Consider the following 17,234-nt stretch of genomic DNA (forward strand, 5'->3'; position numbering starts at 1 on the left):
CCTGACGAGCGGCGGCCTCCTCGGCGAGCTTGCGCTGGCGCTCCGCCTCGCGGGCGGCCACCCCCGCCTGGTACTCGGCGACGGTGCGCGACTCGGTGTCGCGGAGGGCGGCGAGCTGCTGCTCGAGCACGATGCCCTGCTCCTGCTGCTCGGCGAGGACCGACTCCGACGCCTGCTGGGCCGCCGTGGCCTCGGCCAGCGCGCCTCGGCCGTCTGCCGGAGGCGCTCGCGCTCGGTGCGGGCGACCTCGGCCTGATCGGCGAGCGAGGACGCCGTGTTCCGGGCCGTGCTCGCCTGCTCGTAGATCGCGTTCGAGCGCTCGACGAGCTTGGTCATGTTGCCGATGCGGCCGAGCAGGTCTTCCGACCCGCCGCTCTCGCCCTCGAGGAAGATGTTCACCGACAGGTCGGTGCCGGTCGTGCGGTAGAGCTGCGCGGCGAGAAGGCCGGCCTGCTGCGAGGCGGCGTCGGCCTCGTCGGCGCTCTCGGTCGCCTGGGCGTCGAGTCCGGCGGCCTTGTCGGCGGCCTCGTCGAACTTCTCCTGCGCCGCGAAGTACTCGGCGCCGCGCTCCTCGGCGAGCTGCTGGGCGGCGGCGACCTCGTCCTGGAGGTCGGCGATGAGGGAGGTGATGCTCTCGACCTGGGCGGCCGCGGCGGCGGTGTCGCCCTTGGCGGCCTCCACGTCGGCCCAGGACGGGTACTCGACGGCCTGTGCGGGAGTGGCCACCAGGAGCCCGGCGACCAGCGCGAGGGTGGCCGAGGCGAGAGCCGTGGTGCGCAGTCGCCCGAGCCGTGGCGCGCCCGATGACGGGGCGGGGCTGCGGCGGCGCGGGAGAGAGAGCATGGGACCTCGGGGTTGCAGGGGGGAGCCGGAGTCCGGACAGGCGGAGGGAGCCGCCACCGGGGGAAGGGCAATTCCGACCAACCCTAACCAAGCCCCTACCGGGATGCCTAGGGACCGGGCAACCCCGGACGGGGTTCGTGGCATGTGCGGAACGTTCGGATTTTGCATCCGGGGCGATCATCCGTATGCTTGCGTGTCGGTAGTCATGGTGGGGTCGGCCGCAGGGTCAGCCCTGCAGCTTCCGGCCCCATCGTTTAGTGGCCTAGGACGCCGCCCTTTCACGGCGGTAGCACGGGTTCGAATCCCGTTGGGGTCACGAAGACGACACCGAGAAGATCCGGTCGGCAACGACCGGGGTGAAAATCGAATAGCCTCGAAGGCAGTATGCTTGTCTTCGCAACGAGGCCCTGTAGCGCAGCTGGTTAGCGTGCCGCCCTGTCACGGCGGAGGTCGCGGGTTCAAGTCCCGTCAGGGTCGCAAAGGGGCCCTTCCGAGAGGAAGGGCCTTTTTCAGCGGCGTACTCGTCGCAACGGCTCTGTAGCTCAGTTGGTAGAGCGCACGACTGAAAATCGTGAGGTCACGGGATCGACGCCCGTCGGAGCCACGGAAACCCTCGCCTAGCTTCTACATGGCGGGGGTTTCTCTCGTTTCCGGGACGTCCGTCGGGCTCGCCCGCCGCGCCGTTCGCCCAGGGTCGCTGCGTAGCCTGGTGAGGCCATGAACCCCGCCGCCTTCCCGCCGCCCGATCCCTCGACCGTCGCTCCCGAGGAGCCCGTGGTCGCCTCCGCCGGCGGATGGCCGGCACCGCAGCAGGCCCGCGAACCGCAGCCGTCGGTCGGCGCTCCGTACTCGTCGCTCCTCTACCTCCCCGATCCGCGGGTGCGCTGGGGGCTGCCGACAGCCGTGCTGACGATCGCCGGCATCGTGCTGCCGCTCGCGGTGCTGATCGTGCTGTTCGGGCTCGGCGTGCTCCCCTACTCCCCCGCGCTGGCCTTCGCCGGCGCGTTCGGCAGCTACCTCATCGGGCTCGTCGTGCCGGTGCTCGCCTCGCGGCTGCGCGGACTGAAGTCGCTCGCCCGCGACTACGGGCTGACGTTCCGCTGGATCGACGTGCCGATCGGCATCGGGCTCGGGATCGCCGTGCGGATCGTCATCGTCGTCGTGCTGATCGGGTTCTCGCCGTTCCTCCAGGACGCGCAGGGCAACCTCGCGCTCGAGCCCGACCCGGTGTGGTTCGTGCTGAGCTCGGTCGTCATCCCCGTCGTCGTCGCGCCGATCGTCGAGGAGATCCTGTGCCGCGGCGTCGTGATGCGGGCGGTGCGCAACCGCATGCTGCGGACGAGGCCCGAGGCCGCTCCTCCGACTCGCGGGCGGCGCGTCTGGGCGGCGGTCTTCAGCATCGTCGCGTCGACGCTCGTCTTCGTGCTGCTGCACGGGCACCAGATGGTGAACCCGGCGACCATCGTGACTCTCGGAGTGACGACCGTCGTCGCCGGTCTCGCCCACGGCTGGATCGCGACGGCGACCGGGCGCCTGGGCGCGGCGATCATCTCGCACGCGACGCTGAACGGCAGCGCGGTGCTGCTGCTGGTGCTGGTGACGGCGCTGGGCTGAGCCGCTACACCGCGCATCTCTACGGCCCCGGTGCAGCGTCGACTTCGACCTAGCCGACATCGCCAGCCCATCAATACGACGCGGTTGAGGAACACCTCGAGGGGCAGATCACCTCGCCTTGTGAAGTGCCGGCGCGCGGGAGTAGCTTCAGCGTCATCGAGCGCCGACGCTCACCCGGGTACTGGCGCCCACCCTCGATCAGGAGAGCGTCATGGGCTGGTTCGGCGATCTATTGAAGCGTGCGAGCACAACTGCTCCCACGGACTGGACGTTCCTCCGCGACCTCGCGGATCCGGGCTCGGACATCGCCGACAAGGAGTTCGTCACTGACGAGCACTACGTCGAAGTGTGGATCGAGTCGGCGCGGCTGGAGGCAGCGCGCCGCTGGTTCTCACGATTCAGCGCAACGATCTACAGCTCAGTGACCCTGGCAACCGAAGGAGCGGAGAGGGCCCACGCGGCAGGAATGCACACTCCTAGTGAGGAACTGCAGAGGGATGATCGCGACAGAGTGCTTCTGGTGAGCAAACGGGTTCTGCCGGCGGTTCCATGGCGCGGCGGCGTGCTCGACCTCGAGCTCGGACTCTTCTCTGTCAATCACGGGGACCTCATCACCCCGGTGCTGAAATACGTCACGAGCGTTGCTTCAAAGGCCGGCATCAGCGTGGCGGCAGCTGTCGATCCATTCATTCCACTGGTGACCGAAGGACTGAGCATCATCGTCGGACAGACCGAGGACACTCAAGTCGAGATCGGCCTAGACACGAGCCTGCCGCTCACGAAGTCGGGCTACTTCGCCGTCGTGGCCGCTCCACGAACCGAAATCGGTGATCGCTCACCGGTCATCGATCGCGACGATATGAAACTCGAGTTCCCTGACGGGGAACGGGTCGATGCCGGCTATTGCGTGTTCTCCATCCGCCGCGTCGAGCAGAACTCCGACTGGGCGAGCATCCCGAACCTGAAGAAGAGTTGGGCGTCCATCGCCACCGCAGTCGTCGAGCGGGAGAAGGCGAGAGCGTACGACGCGCTCGAAGCTTTCCGGGCCGTGCTGGCGTTCGATCCGAACCTGGTTCAGAAAGACAAGGACGCACTGTTGAGGAAGGCGAAGGAGCGTGTCGATGGAGCCTTCGCCGCTTCGCCGAACTGGGCGCCCCAGCAGCAGCCGGAACTCGAGCCGTTGGATTCGCTCGATCTCTACAGCGCCGAAGCCTGACGACTCGAGTAGTGCGGCGAGTCAGACGTCGAGGGCGCGCAGGGGCGGGCGCTCGATCGGGAGCTCGCCGCGGACCTGCTTGTGCAGGCGCTCCATGTCGGCGTCGAGGGCGGCGGCGGTGCGGGCCGCGTCGGCCAGGCCGTCGAGCAGCTCCGCGGGCACCTGGCGGTCGTACTTGTAGTAGATCTTGTGCTCGAGGCTCGCCCAGAAGTCCATCGCGATGGTGCGGAACTGGACCTCGACGCAGACGTCCACGGATCCGCCCGAGAGGAACACCGGCACCTCCACGATCGCGTGCAGGCTCTTGTAGCCGTTCTCCTTCGGCGAGGCGATGTAGTCCTTCACCTCGAGCACCGTCACATCGGGCTGCGACGTGAGCAGCTCGAAGACGCGGTAGACGTCCGAGACGAAGCTGCACGTGATCCGCACGCCCGCGATGTCGGTGATCGCTCCCGAGATGCCCTCGAACGTGGTGTCGCAGCCCTTGCGCTCGATCTTCTCGATGAGGCTGTCGGCCGACTTGAGCCTGCTCGAGACGTGCTCGATCGGGTTGTAGTCGTGGAGCTCGCGGAACTCCTCCTGCAGGATCGACACCTTGGTGACGATCTCGTCCATGCCGAACTTGTACTGGAGCATGAACCGCGCGAAGTCGTCCCGCAGCGCCCGGATCTCGGCGACGGTGCCCGCGTCGAGGGCCTGCGCGCCGGCGTCCGTGAGCGGAGGCAGGGCGGCGAGCGAGGGTTCGGAGGGGCGGCGATCCACAGTCGGACACCCTACGCGGACGCAGCCAGCGCCCCGGTGTGAGCGCGAGGAGCGTCTGCTCCGAGGACGCCCTGCGAGCACTCCCGGATCGCGTGACCATACTGGTGGCGTGAGCACTGCCGCCGCGGGTCCGAGCTTCCCGCCCCCCGATCCGGCCACCCTCTCGCCGGGCCGCCCGCCCCCGGCGGCGGCTCCCGCGCACCGCTCGACGCGCGATCGCGGGCGGCGCGGCCCTGCTCCTCCTCGCCGGCGGAGCGGGCACGGCGGTCGTCGTGCGGGACTCCGTCTCGCAGCAGCGGTTCGCCGAGGCGGCCGAGCGGTTCGAGCGGGTGGCCGCCGACCACGACCGCGCGGTGCGCGCGTGGGACGCGCTGGAGGAGGCGGTCGGAACGCGGACGGCGACCATCAGACCCGCGCTCGACGACGCGGGCGACGCGGCCGTGGACCCGGCGGCGCGGGACGCCTACGAAGCGGCCATCGACGCGCTGGTCGACGCGGCCGACGACGTCCCGGTCGGCGAGCGGAGGGAGGGCACCGCTCCGATCGCCCCGGACGGGACGGACGAGCGCTTCGCCGCCGCCGACGCCCTCGCGCCCGGGCCGACGCAGCGGCCGAGGAGGCCGAGGCGCAGCAGGAGCAGCGCGAGCGCATCCGCCCGCTCCTGACGGCGACGAGCGACGCGGCGAGCGCCTTCACCGAGGGCACCGCCGCCCGGGCCGAGGCGCTGATCGCGAGCAGCACCGCCGCCACGCACGAGTCGCGCTGGCGGGTCGAGAAGGCGGTGTACGGGTACGGCGGCGGCGACGCGAACCCGCTCGATCTCTCCGACCGCGGAACCCTGCGCGCGTACCTCGCGCAGGTGGAGGCGCTGCGGGTGTCGCAGGAGGAGGGGCTCGTCGAGCGCGCCGCCCCGGACTGGCCGCGGAAGCAGCAGGTGCTCGACTTCGCCGACTCGATCTCGGGAGGCGTCCCGATCGACATCGAGTGGCGCGAGAGCATCGAGATCGACGGCACGGCGTACGGCGACCGCGACTCCGGGGCTGGGCTGGCGACGTGGAGCCTGCAGGAGGGGGCGCCGTCGCGGATCCAGCTCACCGAGAGCATCCAGCGCTACTGGGACGCGAGCTGGGCCGTGGGCCTGGTGGCGCACGAGGTCGGCCACTCCATCACGTCGAAGGAGAGCTGCTACGACCTCTACCGCGCGGCGCCCTTCGACGGCGACGACGAGAAGTGGGCGACGGCGTGGGCGCTCTCGCAGGGCTACACCGACGGGTCGGGCGTCGAGCCGTACGGCTTCCCGGGCGAGGACGCGATCGCCGTCGCCGCCGGATGCCGGTGACGCGTCCTAGCCTGGAGCGATGAGCTCCGAGCCGCGTCCGCTGCGCTACTGCGCATTCGTCATGAACACCGCCTCCCACATCCAGCACGGGCTGTGGCGGCATCCGGACGCGCGGCAGCACGAGTTCGACGACGTGCAGCTGTGGATCGACCTCGCCCGGACGCTGGAGCGCGGCCGGTTCGACGCGATGTTCTTCGCCGACGTCGCCGGACTCTACGGGCCGGCGGACGGCGACTGGGAGGTCAACGCCCGCGAGGGGCTGCAGCTGCCGAGCAACGATCCGTCGGTGCTGCTCTCGGCCCTCGCTGTGAGCACCGAGCACCTGGGCTTCGCGTTCACCAGCTCGGTGCTGCAGTCGCATCCGTTCGACTTCGCGCGGAAGGTCTCGACCCTCGACCACCTCTCGAAGGGGCGGATCGGCTGGAACATCGTCACGAGCGCGCTCGACGGCGCCGCGCGCAACTTCGGCTACGACCGGCTCGAGGAGCACGACGAGCGCTACGCGTGGGCGCAGGAGTACCTCGACGTCGTCTACAAGCTGTGGGAGGGGTCGTGGGACGACGGCGCGCTGCTCCGCGACAAGGCGGGCGCGTTCGCCGACGCGTCGCGCATCCACCGGATCGACCACGTCGGGAAGCGCTACCGGGTGCAGGGCCCGCACCTGTCCGCTCCGTCGCCGCAGCGCACACCGGTGCTGTTCCAGGCCGGCTCCTCCCCCGCGGGTCGGCGCTTCGCGGCGCGCAACGCGGAGGCGCAGTTCGTCTTCTCGGGGTCGCCCGAGAAGACCCGCGAGCTGATCGCCGACACCCGCCGTCTGGCCGCGGAGGCGGGGCGCGGGGCGGACGTGCCGGCCTTCTACCTCGGCCTCTCGTTCATCACGGGCGACACGGAGGAGGACGCCCGCCGGGCCGAGCGCGAGATCGACGAGTACCTGTCGTCGGACGCGTTCCTCCTGCACTCGAACCTCGGCTTCGATCCGAAGACGGGCGAGAAGCTCGACCCGGACCTGCCCCTGTCGGCGATCGAGACCTACGCCGGCCAGAGCCACCTGCAGTGGATCCGCGACGCCTCGCCCGACCGCGAGCCGACGGTGCGCGACCTCGCGCGGCTCTCGGCGAAGCTGCGCGGCCGCGTGGTCGGCACTCCGGAGCAGATCGCCGACCACCTGGCCCAGTGGCGCGACTCCGGGATCGACGGGATCAACGTCGTGAACTGGATCCTGCCGGGCAGCTACGAGGAGTTCGTCGACCGGGTGATGCCGGTGCTGCAGGAGCGCGGCCTCGCGCAGACGGAGTACGCGGAGGGGACGCTGCGGCGCAAGCTGTTCGGGACCGACGAGCTGCCGTCGACGCATCCGGCGCGGGCCTACCGGGGCGCGTTCGCCTGAGGTCCGACCGGCCGCACTCCGCCGGGAGGGGGAGGGATCCGGACGCCGGCCCGCCTAGCGTGGAGCGATGACCGCTCTGCCGACCACCGTCTTCTTCTCGCTGTACATCGTCGTCGTCGTGGTGGGCGCCGTGCTCGCCGTGGTCCTCGTGGTGCTGCTGTGCCGCCTGGCGATCGCGGCGCGCGAGACACTGCAGACCACGACGCGGCTCCGCGAGCTGCAGATCGTGCGGCTGCTCGAGGAGGAGGACGACGAGGTCCCGCCGCAGAACCTCGGCTAGGGCAGCGCGGGGTGCGCGTCCGGCTTCGGAGCACGCGGGATCAGCAGGCCGAGCACGACCGCGACCAGCGCGCCGACCGCGCCGATCACGAAGGTCAGCCGGAACCCCTCCGAGCTCGGCACCTCGACGGCGCCGACCGGCACGGTCAGCTGCGCCAGCACGGCCGCGGTGACGGCCGAGGACAGCGTCGTGCCGAGGGTGCGCATCAGCGAGTTCAGCCCGTTCGCCGCGGCGGTCTCGGAGGCGGGGACGGCGTGCATGATGAGCGTCGGCATCGCGGCGTAGGCGAGTCCGAGACCGACGCCGATCAGCGCGTTGACCACGAGGATCTGCCACACCTCGCTGCCGAACGGCAGGATCAGCACGTACGACACCGCGATCAGCGCCGCACCCGAGATCAGCACGACCCGCGGCCCGGAGCGCGAGGAGAGGGACGCGGCGACGGGCGACGTGGCCATCATCGCGAGGCCGGAGGGGGCGAGCACCAGGCTCGCGACGATCAGGCTGAGGCCGAAGCCGACTCCGGAGGCGGTCGGCAGCTCGAGCATCTGCGGCAGCGTGATCTGCGCCCCGAAGAACGCGAAGCCCACCGCCACCGACGCGAGGTTCGTGAAGAGGACCGCCGGGCGGACGGCGACGCGGAGGTCCACGAGCGGGCTCCGCTGCCGCAGCTCGAACCGGCCCCAGAGCACGAGCACCGCGACTCCGCCGAGCCCGGAGGCGACGATCGGCAGGCTCGTCCAGCCCGCGTCGTTGCCCCGCGAGACCGCGATGAGCACGCCGCTCAGCCCGAGGGCGAGCCCGATCGCGCCGACCACGTCGAAGCGGCCGGGCGAGCGCAGCGTCGACACGGGCACGACGAGCAGGATCAGCACGATGTCGAGGACGCCAAGGGCGGCGGACATCCAGAACAGGACGTCCCAGTCGGTGCTCTGCGCGATCAGGGCGCTGAGCGGGAGCCCGAGCGCGCCGCCGATGCCCAGCGTCGCGCTGACCAGCGCGATGGCCCCGGGCAGGCGGTCGCGGTGCAGAGTGTCGCGCAGGATCGAGATGCCCAGCGGGATCACGCCCATCACCGCGCCCTGCAGCGCGCGGCCGACGACCAGCGTCCACACGTCGCCGGCGAACGCGCAGACGACGGAGCCGAGCACGAGCACCACGAGCGCCGCGACGGCCATCCTCCGCTTGCCGTAGAGGTCGCCGAGGCGCCCCGACACCGGAGTGAGGATGCAGGCGCTGAGGAGCGTCGCGGTGATCACCCACGCGGTCTCGCCGCGGTCGGCGTCGAGCAGCGTCGGCAGCTCGGACTGGATCGGCACGACCAGCGTCTGCATGAACGAGGCGCTCATCCCCGCGAAGGCGAGGACGGCGGTGATCAGACGCGGATCGGGCGAACGGATGAGGGAGCGTCTGTCGGAGTCGGGCACGCAGGTCCTTCGGGTCGGCGGAACGTATTGCTCAGCTTTGCATCCGCCGGCTCCGTACCCGAACCGCGGGCAGCGCCGGAACCTTCCCGATCGGCTCCCTTCCCGTGCGCCGCGGGCGGGACGAGGATGTGCGCATGATCGACATCGAGAACTGGATCACCGGCTACGAGACGGCGTGGGCGAGCGACGACCCCGCCGACATCGCGGCGCTGTTCACCGAGGACGCCGAGTACTTCACGGCCCCGCACCGCGACGCCATCACTCCGCGCGACGCGATCGTGGAGTGGTGGCGAGCGGAGTCGGAGCCGGCCGAGCCGACCTTCGCGTGGGGTCTCGTCGCGCTGACGGACGAGACGGCCGTGGTGCAGGGGCGGACCGTCTACCCGGGAGCGGAGACGTACCTGAACCTGTGGATCATCCGCTTCGCTCCGGACGGGCGGGCGTGCTCGTTCACGGAGTGGTTCATGGAGGAGCCGGCGGACTCGGTGTCCTGAGGGGCGCTGCTGCTGGAGGTCTCGATACGCCGCTGCGCGGCTGCTCGACCAGCAGGATGCCCGCAGGACGCGTATCGAGATCCACCCGCAGGGCAGGGGTCAGAGCTGCGCGCCCGGGACGGCGAAGGTGTCGCAGTCGACGGCGTCGCCCTCGAAGCCGGCCTCGAACCAGCGCTGGCGCTGCTCGGCCGAGCCGTGCGTCCAGCCCTCCGGGTCGACCGTGCCGGTCGCCTGCTCCTGGATCCGGTCGTCGCCGACGGCCGCCGCCGCGCCCAGTGCGTCCTGGTACTCCTGCGCGGTGACCGGCTTGAGGTAGGGCGTGCCCGTCTCGTCCGGGACCGTCGACGCGTCGCCGACCCACGCTCCGGCGAAGCAGTCGGCCTGCAGCTCGAGGCGCACGGAGTCGGAGTCGGGACCCGTGCCGGAGCGGTCGGCCGACGCCATCGCGCCGGTCAGGTTCTGGATGTGGTGGCCCCACTCGTGGGCGAGGATGTACATCTGCGCGAGCGATCCGCCCGAGGTGTCGAACCGGGTCCGCAGCTCGTCGAAGAACTCGGTGTCGAGGTAGATGGTCTGGTCCGGCGGGCAGTAGAACGGTCCGACGGCCGCCGTGGCGCCGCCGCATCCGGTGCTCGTCTCGGTGTCGAAGACGATGACGCCGCCCGGAGTCGTGTAGGTCGCGCCGATCGTGCCGGTCGCGGTGGCCCAGTAGCGGTCGAGCGACTCGGCCGCGCCCTCGAGGCGGCAGTCGACCTCGGCGTTGGCGTCGGCGCCGCTGTCGCAGGCGACCGCGGTGCTGGTGATCTGCTGGGGCGAGGTGCCGCCTCCGCCCACGAGACCGCCGAGACCGGAGAGGTCCACGCCCAGCAGCTGCGACAGCAACGCGAGCACGACGACGACGCCCGCGCCGCCGCCGACCGCGATGCCCGTTGTGCGTCCGCGTCGGCGGACCTTGCCGCCGCTGAGCTGGGAGTCGTCGTTGAAGGTCATGCGGTCACGGTAGTGCTCCGGCACCGCCCGCCGCCGGGGCTTGCGGAGGGGCGGCTCAGCCCCAGCGCGACTCGCTCGTGGCGCGGATGATCTCGAGCAGCGCGTCGCGCAGAGGCCCGTGCTCGAGGCTGCCCGGGAACATGTCGACCTCGAGCCGGTGCGCGCGCTGCCACGCCTCGGTGCCCTTCGCGGTCAGCGAGACGAGCTGGCGGCGGCGGTCGGCGGAGTCGCTCCTGCGCTCCACGTGCCCCTCGCGCTCCAGCCGCTCGATGGTGCGCGACATGGTCTGCACCTCGACGTGGGCCGATGCGGCGAGCGCCTTCTGCGCGACAGGACCGGCCTGCAGCAGGTGGAGGACGATGAGCCCGGCGTGGGTCAGGCCGATCTCGGCGAGCGCGCCGTGCCAGGCGTGCTCGACCATCCGGGACGCCGTCGAGAGCAGCCGGCCCGTGGGCCAGCTGTCCATCTCCGAGGCGGCGTCCGGGCGCATCCGCTCAGGATAGACCCGGCCGCCGGGCCCCTCGGCTCACTCCGCGAAACGGTCGGTCGCCTCGATGAGCGCGTCCAGGATGCCCGGCTCGTCGAACGCATGGCCCGCGTCGGCGATGAGGTGGAAGTCGGCCTCTGGCCAGGCGCGGTGCAGGTCCCAGGCGGTGAAGGCGGGGGTGCACATGTCGTAGCGGCCCTGGACGATGACGGCGGGGATGCCGCGCAGCACCTCCGCGTCGCGGATCAGCTGCCCCTCCTCGAACCAGCCCTTGTGCACGAAGAAGTGGTTCTCGATCCGCGCGAAGGCGAGCGCGAAGGCCGGATCGGACCAGGCCTCGATCATCTCGGGCTTCTGCAGGAGCGAGATGGTCGACGCCTCCCAGGTCGTCCACGCGACACCGGCGGGCCCGTGCACGGCCGAGTCCTCGTCGTGCAGGAGGCGGTAGTACGCCTCGATGAAGCTGCCGCGCTCGGAGGCGGGGACGACCGCGGTGTACGACTCCCAGAGGTCGGGGTAGACGGCCGCCGCGCCGCCCTCGTAGAACCACTCGAGCTCGGCACGGCGGAGGGTGAAGATTCCGCGGAGGACGATCTCGCTGACCCGCTCCGGGTGCGTCTCGGCGTACGCGAGGGCGAGGGTCGAGCCCCAGGAGCCGCCGAGCACGAGCCAGGTCTCGATGCCGAGGTGCTCGCGCAGGCGCTCGATGTCGCCGACGAGGTACCAGGAGGTGTTGGTGGACAGGTCCGCACCGGGCTCGCTGGCGTGCGGGGTCGAGCGTCCGCACATCCGCTGGTCGAAGAGGACGATGCGGTACTTCGCGGGATCGAAGAGGCGGCGGTGCGCGGGCGAGGTGCCGGCGCCGGGGCCGCCGTGCAGGAACACGACGGGCTTGCCGTCGGGGTTGCCCGAGACCTCCCAGTAGACGGAGTGGCCGTCGCCGACGTCGAGCATGCCCGACTCGTACGGCTCGATCTCGGGGTAGAGGGTGCGCATGCTCGGCACTCTACGGAGTCGCAGTGGCGCGTTCTGCGATCTCGGCGGCGCGGTGCGCGATCGACCGGGCGCGGCGGTGCCTCCGCTCGATCGCCTGACCGGCGTAGGCGGCGGCCACGATCAGGGCGGCGCCGAGGGCTCCCAGCGGCCCGATCGCCTCGCCCGCGAGCACCGTGCCGACCAGCAGCGCCCAGACCGGCTCGGTCCCCATCAGGATGCTCGCCCGCGACGCGGAGGTGCGCCGCACCGCCCAGAGCTGCACGACGAAGGCGAAGACCGAGCAGAGCAGGCCCAGGAAGAGCACGTTCCCCCAGTCCGCCGCGTCGAGAGCGGCCGCCGCGGCCGGGAGGGAGGGGCCCGCGAGCAGCGAGAACGCGACGGCGCAGACGAGCATCTGCACGAGCACCACGCCGAGCGTGCCGTCGGAGCGATCCCGCGTCAGGTGCCCGCTCGCCGTGACGTGGACGGCGCGGACCACCGCGGCGGCGATCACCAGCGCGTCGCCCGGGGCGGGCGCGCGCAGGCCGCCGTCCGAGACGAGCAGCGCGACTCCGACCACGGCCGCGACCGCGGCGACGAAGAACGAGCGCGGGAGCCACGAGCGCGACGCCAGGCCCTCGAGCACCGGGGTCATCACCAGCGCGAGGCTGATCAGCAGGCCCGCGTTGGTGGCGGAGGTGAGGTGCACGCCCCAGGTCTCGAGGCCGATCACCGCCGCCTGCGAGCAGCCGAGCAGTGCGGCGATCGCGAGTCCCCGGCCGCGAGGGAGCCGCTCGCGGCGCGCGACGCAGAGCAGGGCGGTCGCCGCTGCGGCGACGAGGAAGCGGAGGGCGACGGCCGAGGGGACGCCGGTCTCGGCGGCCAGGTCCTTCGCGGCGAGGAAGCTCGCTCCCCAGACCGCGGCGACGCCGAGCAGGAGCAGATCGGCGGCGGTGTCGGCGGAGCGGCGGGAAGGCATGGGGCTACTGTCGAGCCTTGGACGATGAAGAGCAACGGGCATCGTCTTGATCGACGATGAAGGGAACGCTCATGGATCCGGCGCGACTCCGACTCCTCCGCGAGCTCGGCGACCGCGGGAGCGTCGCCGCCGTCGCCGCCGCGCTGCACGTCAGCGCCTCGGCCGTGTCTCAGCAGCTCGGCGCCCTGCAGGCCGGGATCCCGGTGCCGCTGACGGTGCGCAGCGGCCGCCGTCTCGTGCTCACCGAGGCGGGCGAGGCACTCGCCGTCGCGGGTGCGCGGGTGGAGGAGGCGCTGGCCGACGCCCGCGCGGCTGTCGGCTCGTTCCTGGAGCAGGACGACCGGCCCGTGCGCGTCTCGGCGTTCCACAGCGCCGGGCTCACCCTCTTCGGTCCGCTCCTGCGCGCCCTGGACGAGGGCCAGCGGGTCGCGCTCGCCGACGCGACGTCGCCCAGGACCGCTTCACCGGGCTGACCGCCGACCACGACCTCGTGATCGCGCACCGCCTCGCCCACGATCCGGAGTGGCCGACCGCGCGCCTCGTCGTCACTCCGCTGCTCGTCGAACCGCTCGACATCGCCCTGCACGCCGCTCACCCGCTCGCTGCGCAGTCGAGCATCCGGCCTTCTCAGCTCCGCGACGAGCGCTGGATCTCGACGCACGAGGGCTTCCCCCTGGCGGGGGTGCTCGACCACCTCGGCGCGCTGGCGGGGCGGGCCCCGCGCATCGAGCACCGGATCAACGAGTTCTTCGTCGCGGCCGAGGTGGTGCGCACCGGCGCCGCGATCGCGGTGATGCCCCGGATCACGGCGGCGGTGCTCGCCGTCGACGGCATGGTGCTGCGGCCGGTCGAGGGAGTGGCGCTGACACGCCACGTGGACGTGCTCGCCCGGCCCGACGCGCTCGCGCACGCCCCGGTGCGGCGGGTGCTGGAGGTGCTGCAGGACGTGTCCGCCCGCTGACTCCTATCCGGCACGCAGGACCCGCGCCTACGCTCGGCGGCATGAGCACGCAGCGCACGCCGGTGAAGGTCACGGTCACGGGAGCGGGGGGCGCCATCGGCTACGCCCTGCTGTTCCGCATCGCCTCGGGTCAGCTGCTCGGGCCGGACGTGCCCGTGCGGCTGAACCTCCTCGAGATCCCCGCGGGGCTGCGCGCCGCCGCCGGGACGGCCCTCGAGCTGCAGGACGGGGCCTTCCCGCTCCTGGACGGGATCGAGGTGACGGACGCCGCCGCCGCGGCCTTCGACGGCGCGAACGTCGCGCTGCTGGTCGGCGCCCGCCCGCGGTCGGCCGGCATGGAGCGGGCCGACCTGCTCGCGGCGAACGCGGGGATCTTCGGACCCCAGGGCGCCGCGCTCAACGCGCACGCCGCCGACGACGTCCGGGTGCTGGTGGTCGGCAACCCGGCCAACACGAACGCCTGGATCGCCCGCGCGAGCGCCCCGGACATCCCGCACGGCCGCTTCACCGCGATGACCCGGCTCGACCACAACCGCGCGGTGGCGCAGCTGGCGGCGAAGCTGGATGCGCCTGTCGGCTCGGTCGCGGGCGCGCGATCTGGGGCAACCACTCCGCCTCGCAGTACCCGGACGCGACGCACGCGAGCGTCGACGGGCGTCCCGTGACCGAGCTGGTCGACGCCGCATGGCTGCACGACGAGTTCGAGCCGCGGGTGGCGAAGCGCGGGGCCGAGATCATCGAGGTGCGCGGCGCGTCCTCGGCGGCGTCGGCTGCGTCCGCCGCGATCGACCACGTGCACGACTGGGTGACGGGGACCGGCTGGACGTCGGCCGCCGTCGAGTCGGACGGGTCCTACGGAGTGGAGGAGGGGCTGATCTCGTCGTTCCCGGTCCGCTCGGTCGACGGCGAGTGGCGGATCGTCGAGGGGCTCGAGATCGACGAGTACTCGCGGCGCAAGATCGACGAGTCGGTGCTGGAGCTGCGGGCCGAGCGCGACGCCGCCTTGGCGTACCTGCAGCGCTGAGCCCGCAGCCCGGGCGCAGTGGCGCGGCGCCTTCTCGGGCCGCGGGAGGGTGCCGTCGGCGCGGGCCGCCTCGTACCACGCACGCGCCTCCTCCTGCCGCGTCTGCTCGGCACCGGTCGCGATCGCCGCACGGAGGTGCTCGGGGCCGTACCCGAACGCCGCGACGAGGGCGCCGGCGTGCGGACGGAGGCGGGCCAGAAGACGGTCGATGTAGGAGGTCACCGCGACGGCGCGCTGCGACGAGAGCCGCCCGTGCAGCAGGTACCAGTCGAGGTGCTCCTCGATCAGGCCGAGGCCGAACAGGTCGCGGAGCCACGTCAGGACGGTGCGGGTGCCCTCGTCCTCGATCCGGGACAGCGCGTCGGTGAACGCCTCCCACTGCAGCAGCTGCGCGTGCGCGCGGGCCGCCTCGATCAGCTGGTCCTGGTGGGCGTTGAAGAGGCGGGCCGCCTCGTCGGCCGGGAGCTTCGACGCCGAGCGGAGCCGCGACGCGATACCCGAGACCATGGTCTCGACGCGGCCGGTGAGCAGCTCGCGCTGATCTTCGCGGAGCTGGCCCACGGAGCGGGCGGTGGAGCCGCGGTCTGAGACGACCTGCGCGAGGCGGCGGAGGCCGGAGTTGTCCACCGTCGCTCCCGCGACCTGGCCGACGGCGTAGCGGGCCAGCTCGGTGGGCTGGGCGTCCTTGAAGCGGCGCCCCACGTCGGTCAGCAGCCGCTTCGCGACGAGCTGCAGGAGCACGGTGTTGTCGCCCTCGAAGGTGACGTAGACGTCGAGGTCGGCGCGCAGCTGCGTGAGCCGGTTCTCGGCGAGGAAGCCCGCTCCTCCGCAGGCCTCGCGCGCCTCCTGCAGGGTGTCGAGGGCGTGCCAGGTCGAGAGCGCCTTGAGGCCGGCGGCGAGGGTCTCGAGGTCCTGGCGCGACTCGTCGGTGTCGTTCGCGCCCGAGAAGACGTCGTCGAAGGCGCGCAGGAGCCCGTCGTGGGCGAAGCCCGCCGCGTACGTCGTGGCGAGGCGCGGGAGCAGCCGGCGCTGGTGGCGCTGGTAGTCGAGGAGCACCTCCTCGCGCTCCCCTCCCCCGGTGAACTGGCGGCGCTGGTCGCCGTAGGTCACCGCGATCGCCAGGGCGATGCGGGAGGCGGCGACGGCGGCTCCGTCGAGCGACACGCGGCCCTGCACGAGGGTGCCGAGCATGGTGAAGAAGCGGCGGCCGGGGCTCGCGATCGGCGAGGAGTAGGTGCCGTCGGCGGCGACGGAGCCGTAGCGGTTCAGCAGGTTCTCGCGGGGCACGCGGACGTGGTCGAAGTGCAGGCGGCCGTTGTCTATGCCGTTCAGACCGCCCTTCAGACCGTCGTCCTCTCCGCCGATCCCGGGGAGGAACGCGCCCGACTCGTCGCGCAGAGGCACGAAGAAGGCGTGGACGCCGTGGCCGACCCCGCGGGTGATGAGCTGGGCGAAGACGACGGCCGCGCGGCCGTCGATCGCGGCGTTGCCGAGGTAGTCCTTCCACGCCGCGCGGAACGGGGTGTTCAGCACGAAGTCGCCGGTCTCCTCGTCGAAGGTCGCACTGGTCGCGATCGAGGCGACGTCGGAGCCGTGGCCCGTCTCGGTCATCGCGAACGCGCCGGGGATCTCGAGGTCCATGATGCCGGGCAGCCACTTCTCGTGGTGCTCGCGGGTGCCGAGGTGCAGGACCGCCGCGCCGAAGAGGCCCCACTGCACGCCGGACTTGATCTGCAGCGACGGGTCGGCTGTGACCAGCTCCTCGAAGCCGGCGATGTTGCCGCCGTGGTCGGCGCCTCCGCCGAGGTCGGCCGGGAACGCGCGCAGGACGCCCTTCTCGGCGGCGAGGAGGCGCATCTGCCGCGTCACCCGCGCGCGGTGCTCGGCCATGGGGAGGCCGGTCTCGCCGTGGAGCTCGGGCCGGGCGGTCAGCGCGCGGGACGCGAGGCGCTGCTCCTTCCACTCGCCCAGCAGCAGCTCGCCGAGGGCGGCGACGTCGACGGACGGCGAGCCGTCCTCGTCGAGGCGGGCGTCGACCTCGGTCCCGAGAGCGTCGATCGGAGGAGTGGGCGCGATGGCCCCGGCGCGGGAGCGGCGCCGGCGGGACGTGCCGGTCGCGGCCTTCTCGGCGGCGTCCGCGGCGGAGCGGGGGCGGGGAGCAGTGGTGACCATGAGTGGAGGATCCCTTCGACCGGCCGCGTGCGACCGGAGCGGTGGGCCCGGCCGCTCCCCCGAAGCGTCGTGGATCGGGAGGCGGTCACTGCACGGTAGGTCGCTCTCGCGGAAGGCGGAAAGGTTCCGTCGCGGGGCGACAAACGGGGGCGGGCGGAGGCGGCGGCGCGTTGTCGGAAGCGGCCAGGCGGGGCGTCGGGTGCGTGCTGGGAGCGCGTGACTAGGCTCGCGGTATGAGCGAGCCGCCGCTTCCTCCGCCCCCGCCGCAGCGCCGCGAGCCGGAG

14 protein-coding genes, 3 tRNA genes and 3 pseudogenes are annotated in these 17,234 nt (G+C 72.2%); 12 read left to right on the forward strand and 8 right to left on the reverse strand.

From position 1 onward, the window contains the following. Positions 1 to 843 (reverse strand): coiled-coil domain-containing protein (locus tag B0T42_RS16895; protein WP_446737391.1); only part of this gene is annotated, 843 nt, incomplete at its 3' end. Between the two features lie 243 nt (positions 844 to 1,086). On the opposite strand from B0T42_RS16895, the gene B0T42_RS16900 reads away from it, so the two are divergent. From B0T42_RS16900 to B0T42_RS16920, 5 genes are all read left to right on the forward strand, one after another. After that, positions 1,087 to 1,159: transfer RNA gene (locus B0T42_RS16900), tRNA-Glu, on the forward strand. A gap of 87 nt (positions 1,160 to 1,246) precedes the next feature. Continuing rightward, positions 1,247 to 1,320 (forward strand) — tRNA-Asp (locus tag B0T42_RS16905). Between the two features lie 54 nt (positions 1,321 to 1,374). Then, positions 1,375 to 1,447: transfer RNA gene (locus B0T42_RS16910), tRNA-Phe, on the forward strand. Positions 1,448 to 1,560: 113 nt separating this feature from the next. Next, a complete protein-coding gene (locus B0T42_RS16915; RefSeq protein ID WP_077224208.1) occupies positions 1,561 to 2,457 on the forward strand; it encodes a CPBP family intramembrane glutamic endopeptidase in 897 nt (298 codons plus the stop codon). A gap of 211 nt (positions 2,458 to 2,668) precedes the next feature. Continuing rightward, complete coding sequence (locus B0T42_RS16920; protein WP_077224209.1) at positions 2,669 to 3,673, forward strand: hypothetical protein; 1,005 nt, start codon at positions 2,669 to 2,671, stop codon at positions 3,671 to 3,673. A gap of 21 nt (positions 3,674 to 3,694) precedes the next feature. On the opposite strand, the gene B0T42_RS16925 is transcribed toward B0T42_RS16920, so the two are convergent. Continuing rightward, on the reverse strand, positions 3,695 to 4,309 hold the full coding sequence (locus B0T42_RS16925) for a GTP pyrophosphokinase (RefSeq protein WP_077224218.1): 615 nt from the start codon (positions 4,307 to 4,309) through the stop codon (positions 3,695 to 3,697). Between the two features lie 398 nt (positions 4,310 to 4,707). Here B0T42_RS16925 and B0T42_RS16930 point away from each other — a divergent pair, with 398 nt between their 5' ends. The 4 genes from B0T42_RS16930 to B0T42_RS16945 all read left to right on the forward strand — a co-directional run bounded on the left by B0T42_RS16930 (position 4,708) and on the right by B0T42_RS16945 (position 7,441). Then, positions 4,708 to 5,100 (forward strand): hypothetical protein, encoded by a 393-nt coding sequence (locus B0T42_RS16930; RefSeq protein ID WP_077224210.1) that lies wholly within the window; start codon positions 4,708 to 4,710, stop codon positions 5,098 to 5,100. Between the two features lie 116 nt (positions 5,101 to 5,216). Next, positions 5,217 to 5,774: a hypothetical protein gene (locus B0T42_RS16935; protein WP_077224211.1), complete on the forward strand. Its 558-nt coding sequence runs from the start codon at positions 5,217 to 5,219 to the stop codon at positions 5,772 to 5,774. A 19-nt stretch (positions 5,775 to 5,793) separates the two neighbouring features. After that, complete coding sequence (locus B0T42_RS16940; protein WP_077224212.1) at positions 5,794 to 7,161, forward strand: LLM class flavin-dependent oxidoreductase; 1,368 nt, start codon at positions 5,794 to 5,796, stop codon at positions 7,159 to 7,161. Between the two features lie 67 nt (positions 7,162 to 7,228). Beyond that, positions 7,229 to 7,441: a hypothetical protein gene (locus tag B0T42_RS16945; protein ID WP_077224213.1), complete on the forward strand. Its 213-nt coding sequence runs from the start codon at positions 7,229 to 7,231 to the stop codon at positions 7,439 to 7,441. Here the strand turns inward: B0T42_RS16945 and B0T42_RS16950 are convergent. Continuing rightward, positions 7,438 to 8,868 carry an MFS transporter gene (locus tag B0T42_RS16950; protein ID WP_269087537.1) on the reverse strand — a complete coding sequence of 477 codons (1,431 nt, stop codon included), beginning with the start codon at positions 8,866 to 8,868 and terminating at the stop codon, positions 7,438 to 7,440. The two genes, B0T42_RS16945 and B0T42_RS16950, sit on opposite strands and share 4 nt — an antisense overlap. Positions 8,869 to 9,002: 134 nt before the next feature. Here B0T42_RS16950 and B0T42_RS16955 point away from each other — a divergent pair, with 134 nt between their 5' ends. Then, positions 9,003 to 9,362, forward strand: coding sequence for a nuclear transport factor 2 family protein (locus tag B0T42_RS16955; protein WP_077224214.1), 360 nt, complete (start codon positions 9,003 to 9,005; stop codon positions 9,360 to 9,362). Between the two features lie 99 nt (positions 9,363 to 9,461). Here the strand turns inward: B0T42_RS16955 and ypfJ are convergent, their stop codons facing one another. Genes ypfJ through B0T42_RS16975 form a run of 4 tightly spaced genes read right to left on the reverse strand, consistent with a single transcriptional unit; the run spans position 9,462 to position 12,793 of the window. Further along, a complete protein-coding gene (gene ypfJ / locus B0T42_RS16960) occupies positions 9,462 to 10,352 on the reverse strand; it encodes a KPN_02809 family neutral zinc metallopeptidase (protein WP_077224215.1) in 891 nt (296 codons plus the stop codon). Between the two features lie 55 nt (positions 10,353 to 10,407). Continuing rightward, the gene (locus B0T42_RS16965; RefSeq protein ID WP_077224216.1) at positions 10,408 to 10,842 is read right to left on the reverse strand and encodes a MarR family winged helix-turn-helix transcriptional regulator; all 435 of its coding nucleotides are present in this window, start codon (positions 10,840 to 10,842) and stop codon (positions 10,408 to 10,410) included. Positions 10,843 to 10,878: 36 nt separating this feature from the next. Next, the gene (gene pip / locus B0T42_RS16970) at positions 10,879 to 11,835 is read right to left on the reverse strand and encodes a prolyl aminopeptidase (RefSeq protein ID WP_077224220.1); all 957 of its coding nucleotides are present in this window, start codon (positions 11,833 to 11,835) and stop codon (positions 10,879 to 10,881) included. 10 nt (positions 11,836 to 11,845) lie between these two features. Then, a complete protein-coding gene (locus tag B0T42_RS16975; RefSeq protein ID WP_077224217.1) occupies positions 11,846 to 12,793 on the reverse strand; it encodes a DMT family transporter in 948 nt (315 codons plus the stop codon). A 71-nt stretch (positions 12,794 to 12,864) separates the two neighbouring features. Here B0T42_RS16975 and B0T42_RS22810 point away from each other — a divergent pair. Then, positions 12,865 to 13,754 (forward strand): annotated as a pseudogene (locus B0T42_RS22810) (LysR family transcriptional regulator). A gap of 41 nt (positions 13,755 to 13,795) precedes the next feature. Next, positions 13,796 to 14,778: pseudogene (locus B0T42_RS16985) on the forward strand (malate dehydrogenase). A 27-nt stretch (positions 14,779 to 14,805) separates the two neighbouring features. Here B0T42_RS16985 and B0T42_RS16990 read toward each other — a convergent pair. Beyond that, positions 14,806 to 16,950 (reverse strand): annotated as a pseudogene (locus tag B0T42_RS16990) (acyl-CoA dehydrogenase family protein); the annotation flags it as partial. Positions 16,951 to 17,234 lie beyond the last annotated feature (284 nt).

The sequence above is a fragment of the Rathayibacter rhapontici genome (assembly GCF_001995175.1).
Classification (GTDB): domain Bacteria; phylum Actinomycetota; class Actinomycetes; order Actinomycetales; family Microbacteriaceae; genus Rathayibacter.

Excerpts from the sequence above, each read along its gene's own strand:
- B0T42_RS16925 (WP_077224218.1), bottom strand. The coding sequence starts at position 4,309 with ATGCTCCAGTACAAGTTCGGCATGGACGAGATCGTCACCAAGGTGTCG.
- ypfJ (WP_077224215.1), bottom strand. The coding sequence starts at position 10,352 with ATGACCTTCAACGACGACTCCCAGCTCAGCGGCGGCAAGGTCCGCCGA.
- B0T42_RS16940 (WP_077224212.1), top strand. The coding sequence starts at position 5,794 with ATGAGCTCCGAGCCGCGTCCGCTGCGCTACTGCGCATTCGTCATGAAC.
- pip (WP_077224220.1), bottom strand. The coding sequence starts at position 11,835 with ATGCGCACCCTCTACCCCGAGATCGAGCCGTACGAGTCGGGCATGCTC.
- B0T42_RS16965 (WP_077224216.1), bottom strand. The coding sequence starts at position 10,842 with ATGCGCCCGGACGCCGCCTCGGAGATGGACAGCTGGCCCACGGGCCGG.
- B0T42_RS16920 (WP_077224209.1), top strand. The coding sequence starts at position 2,669 with ATGGGCTGGTTCGGCGATCTATTGAAGCGTGCGAGCACAACTGCTCCC.
- B0T42_RS16975 (WP_077224217.1), bottom strand. The coding sequence starts at position 12,793 with ATGCCTTCCCGCCGCTCCGCCGACACCGCCGCCGATCTGCTCCTGCTC.
- B0T42_RS16915 (WP_077224208.1), top strand. The coding sequence starts at position 1,561 with ATGAACCCCGCCGCCTTCCCGCCGCCCGATCCCTCGACCGTCGCTCCC.
- B0T42_RS16945 (WP_077224213.1), top strand. The coding sequence starts at position 7,229 with ATGACCGCTCTGCCGACCACCGTCTTCTTCTCGCTGTACATCGTCGTC.
- B0T42_RS16955 (WP_077224214.1), top strand. The coding sequence starts at position 9,003 with ATGATCGACATCGAGAACTGGATCACCGGCTACGAGACGGCGTGGGCG.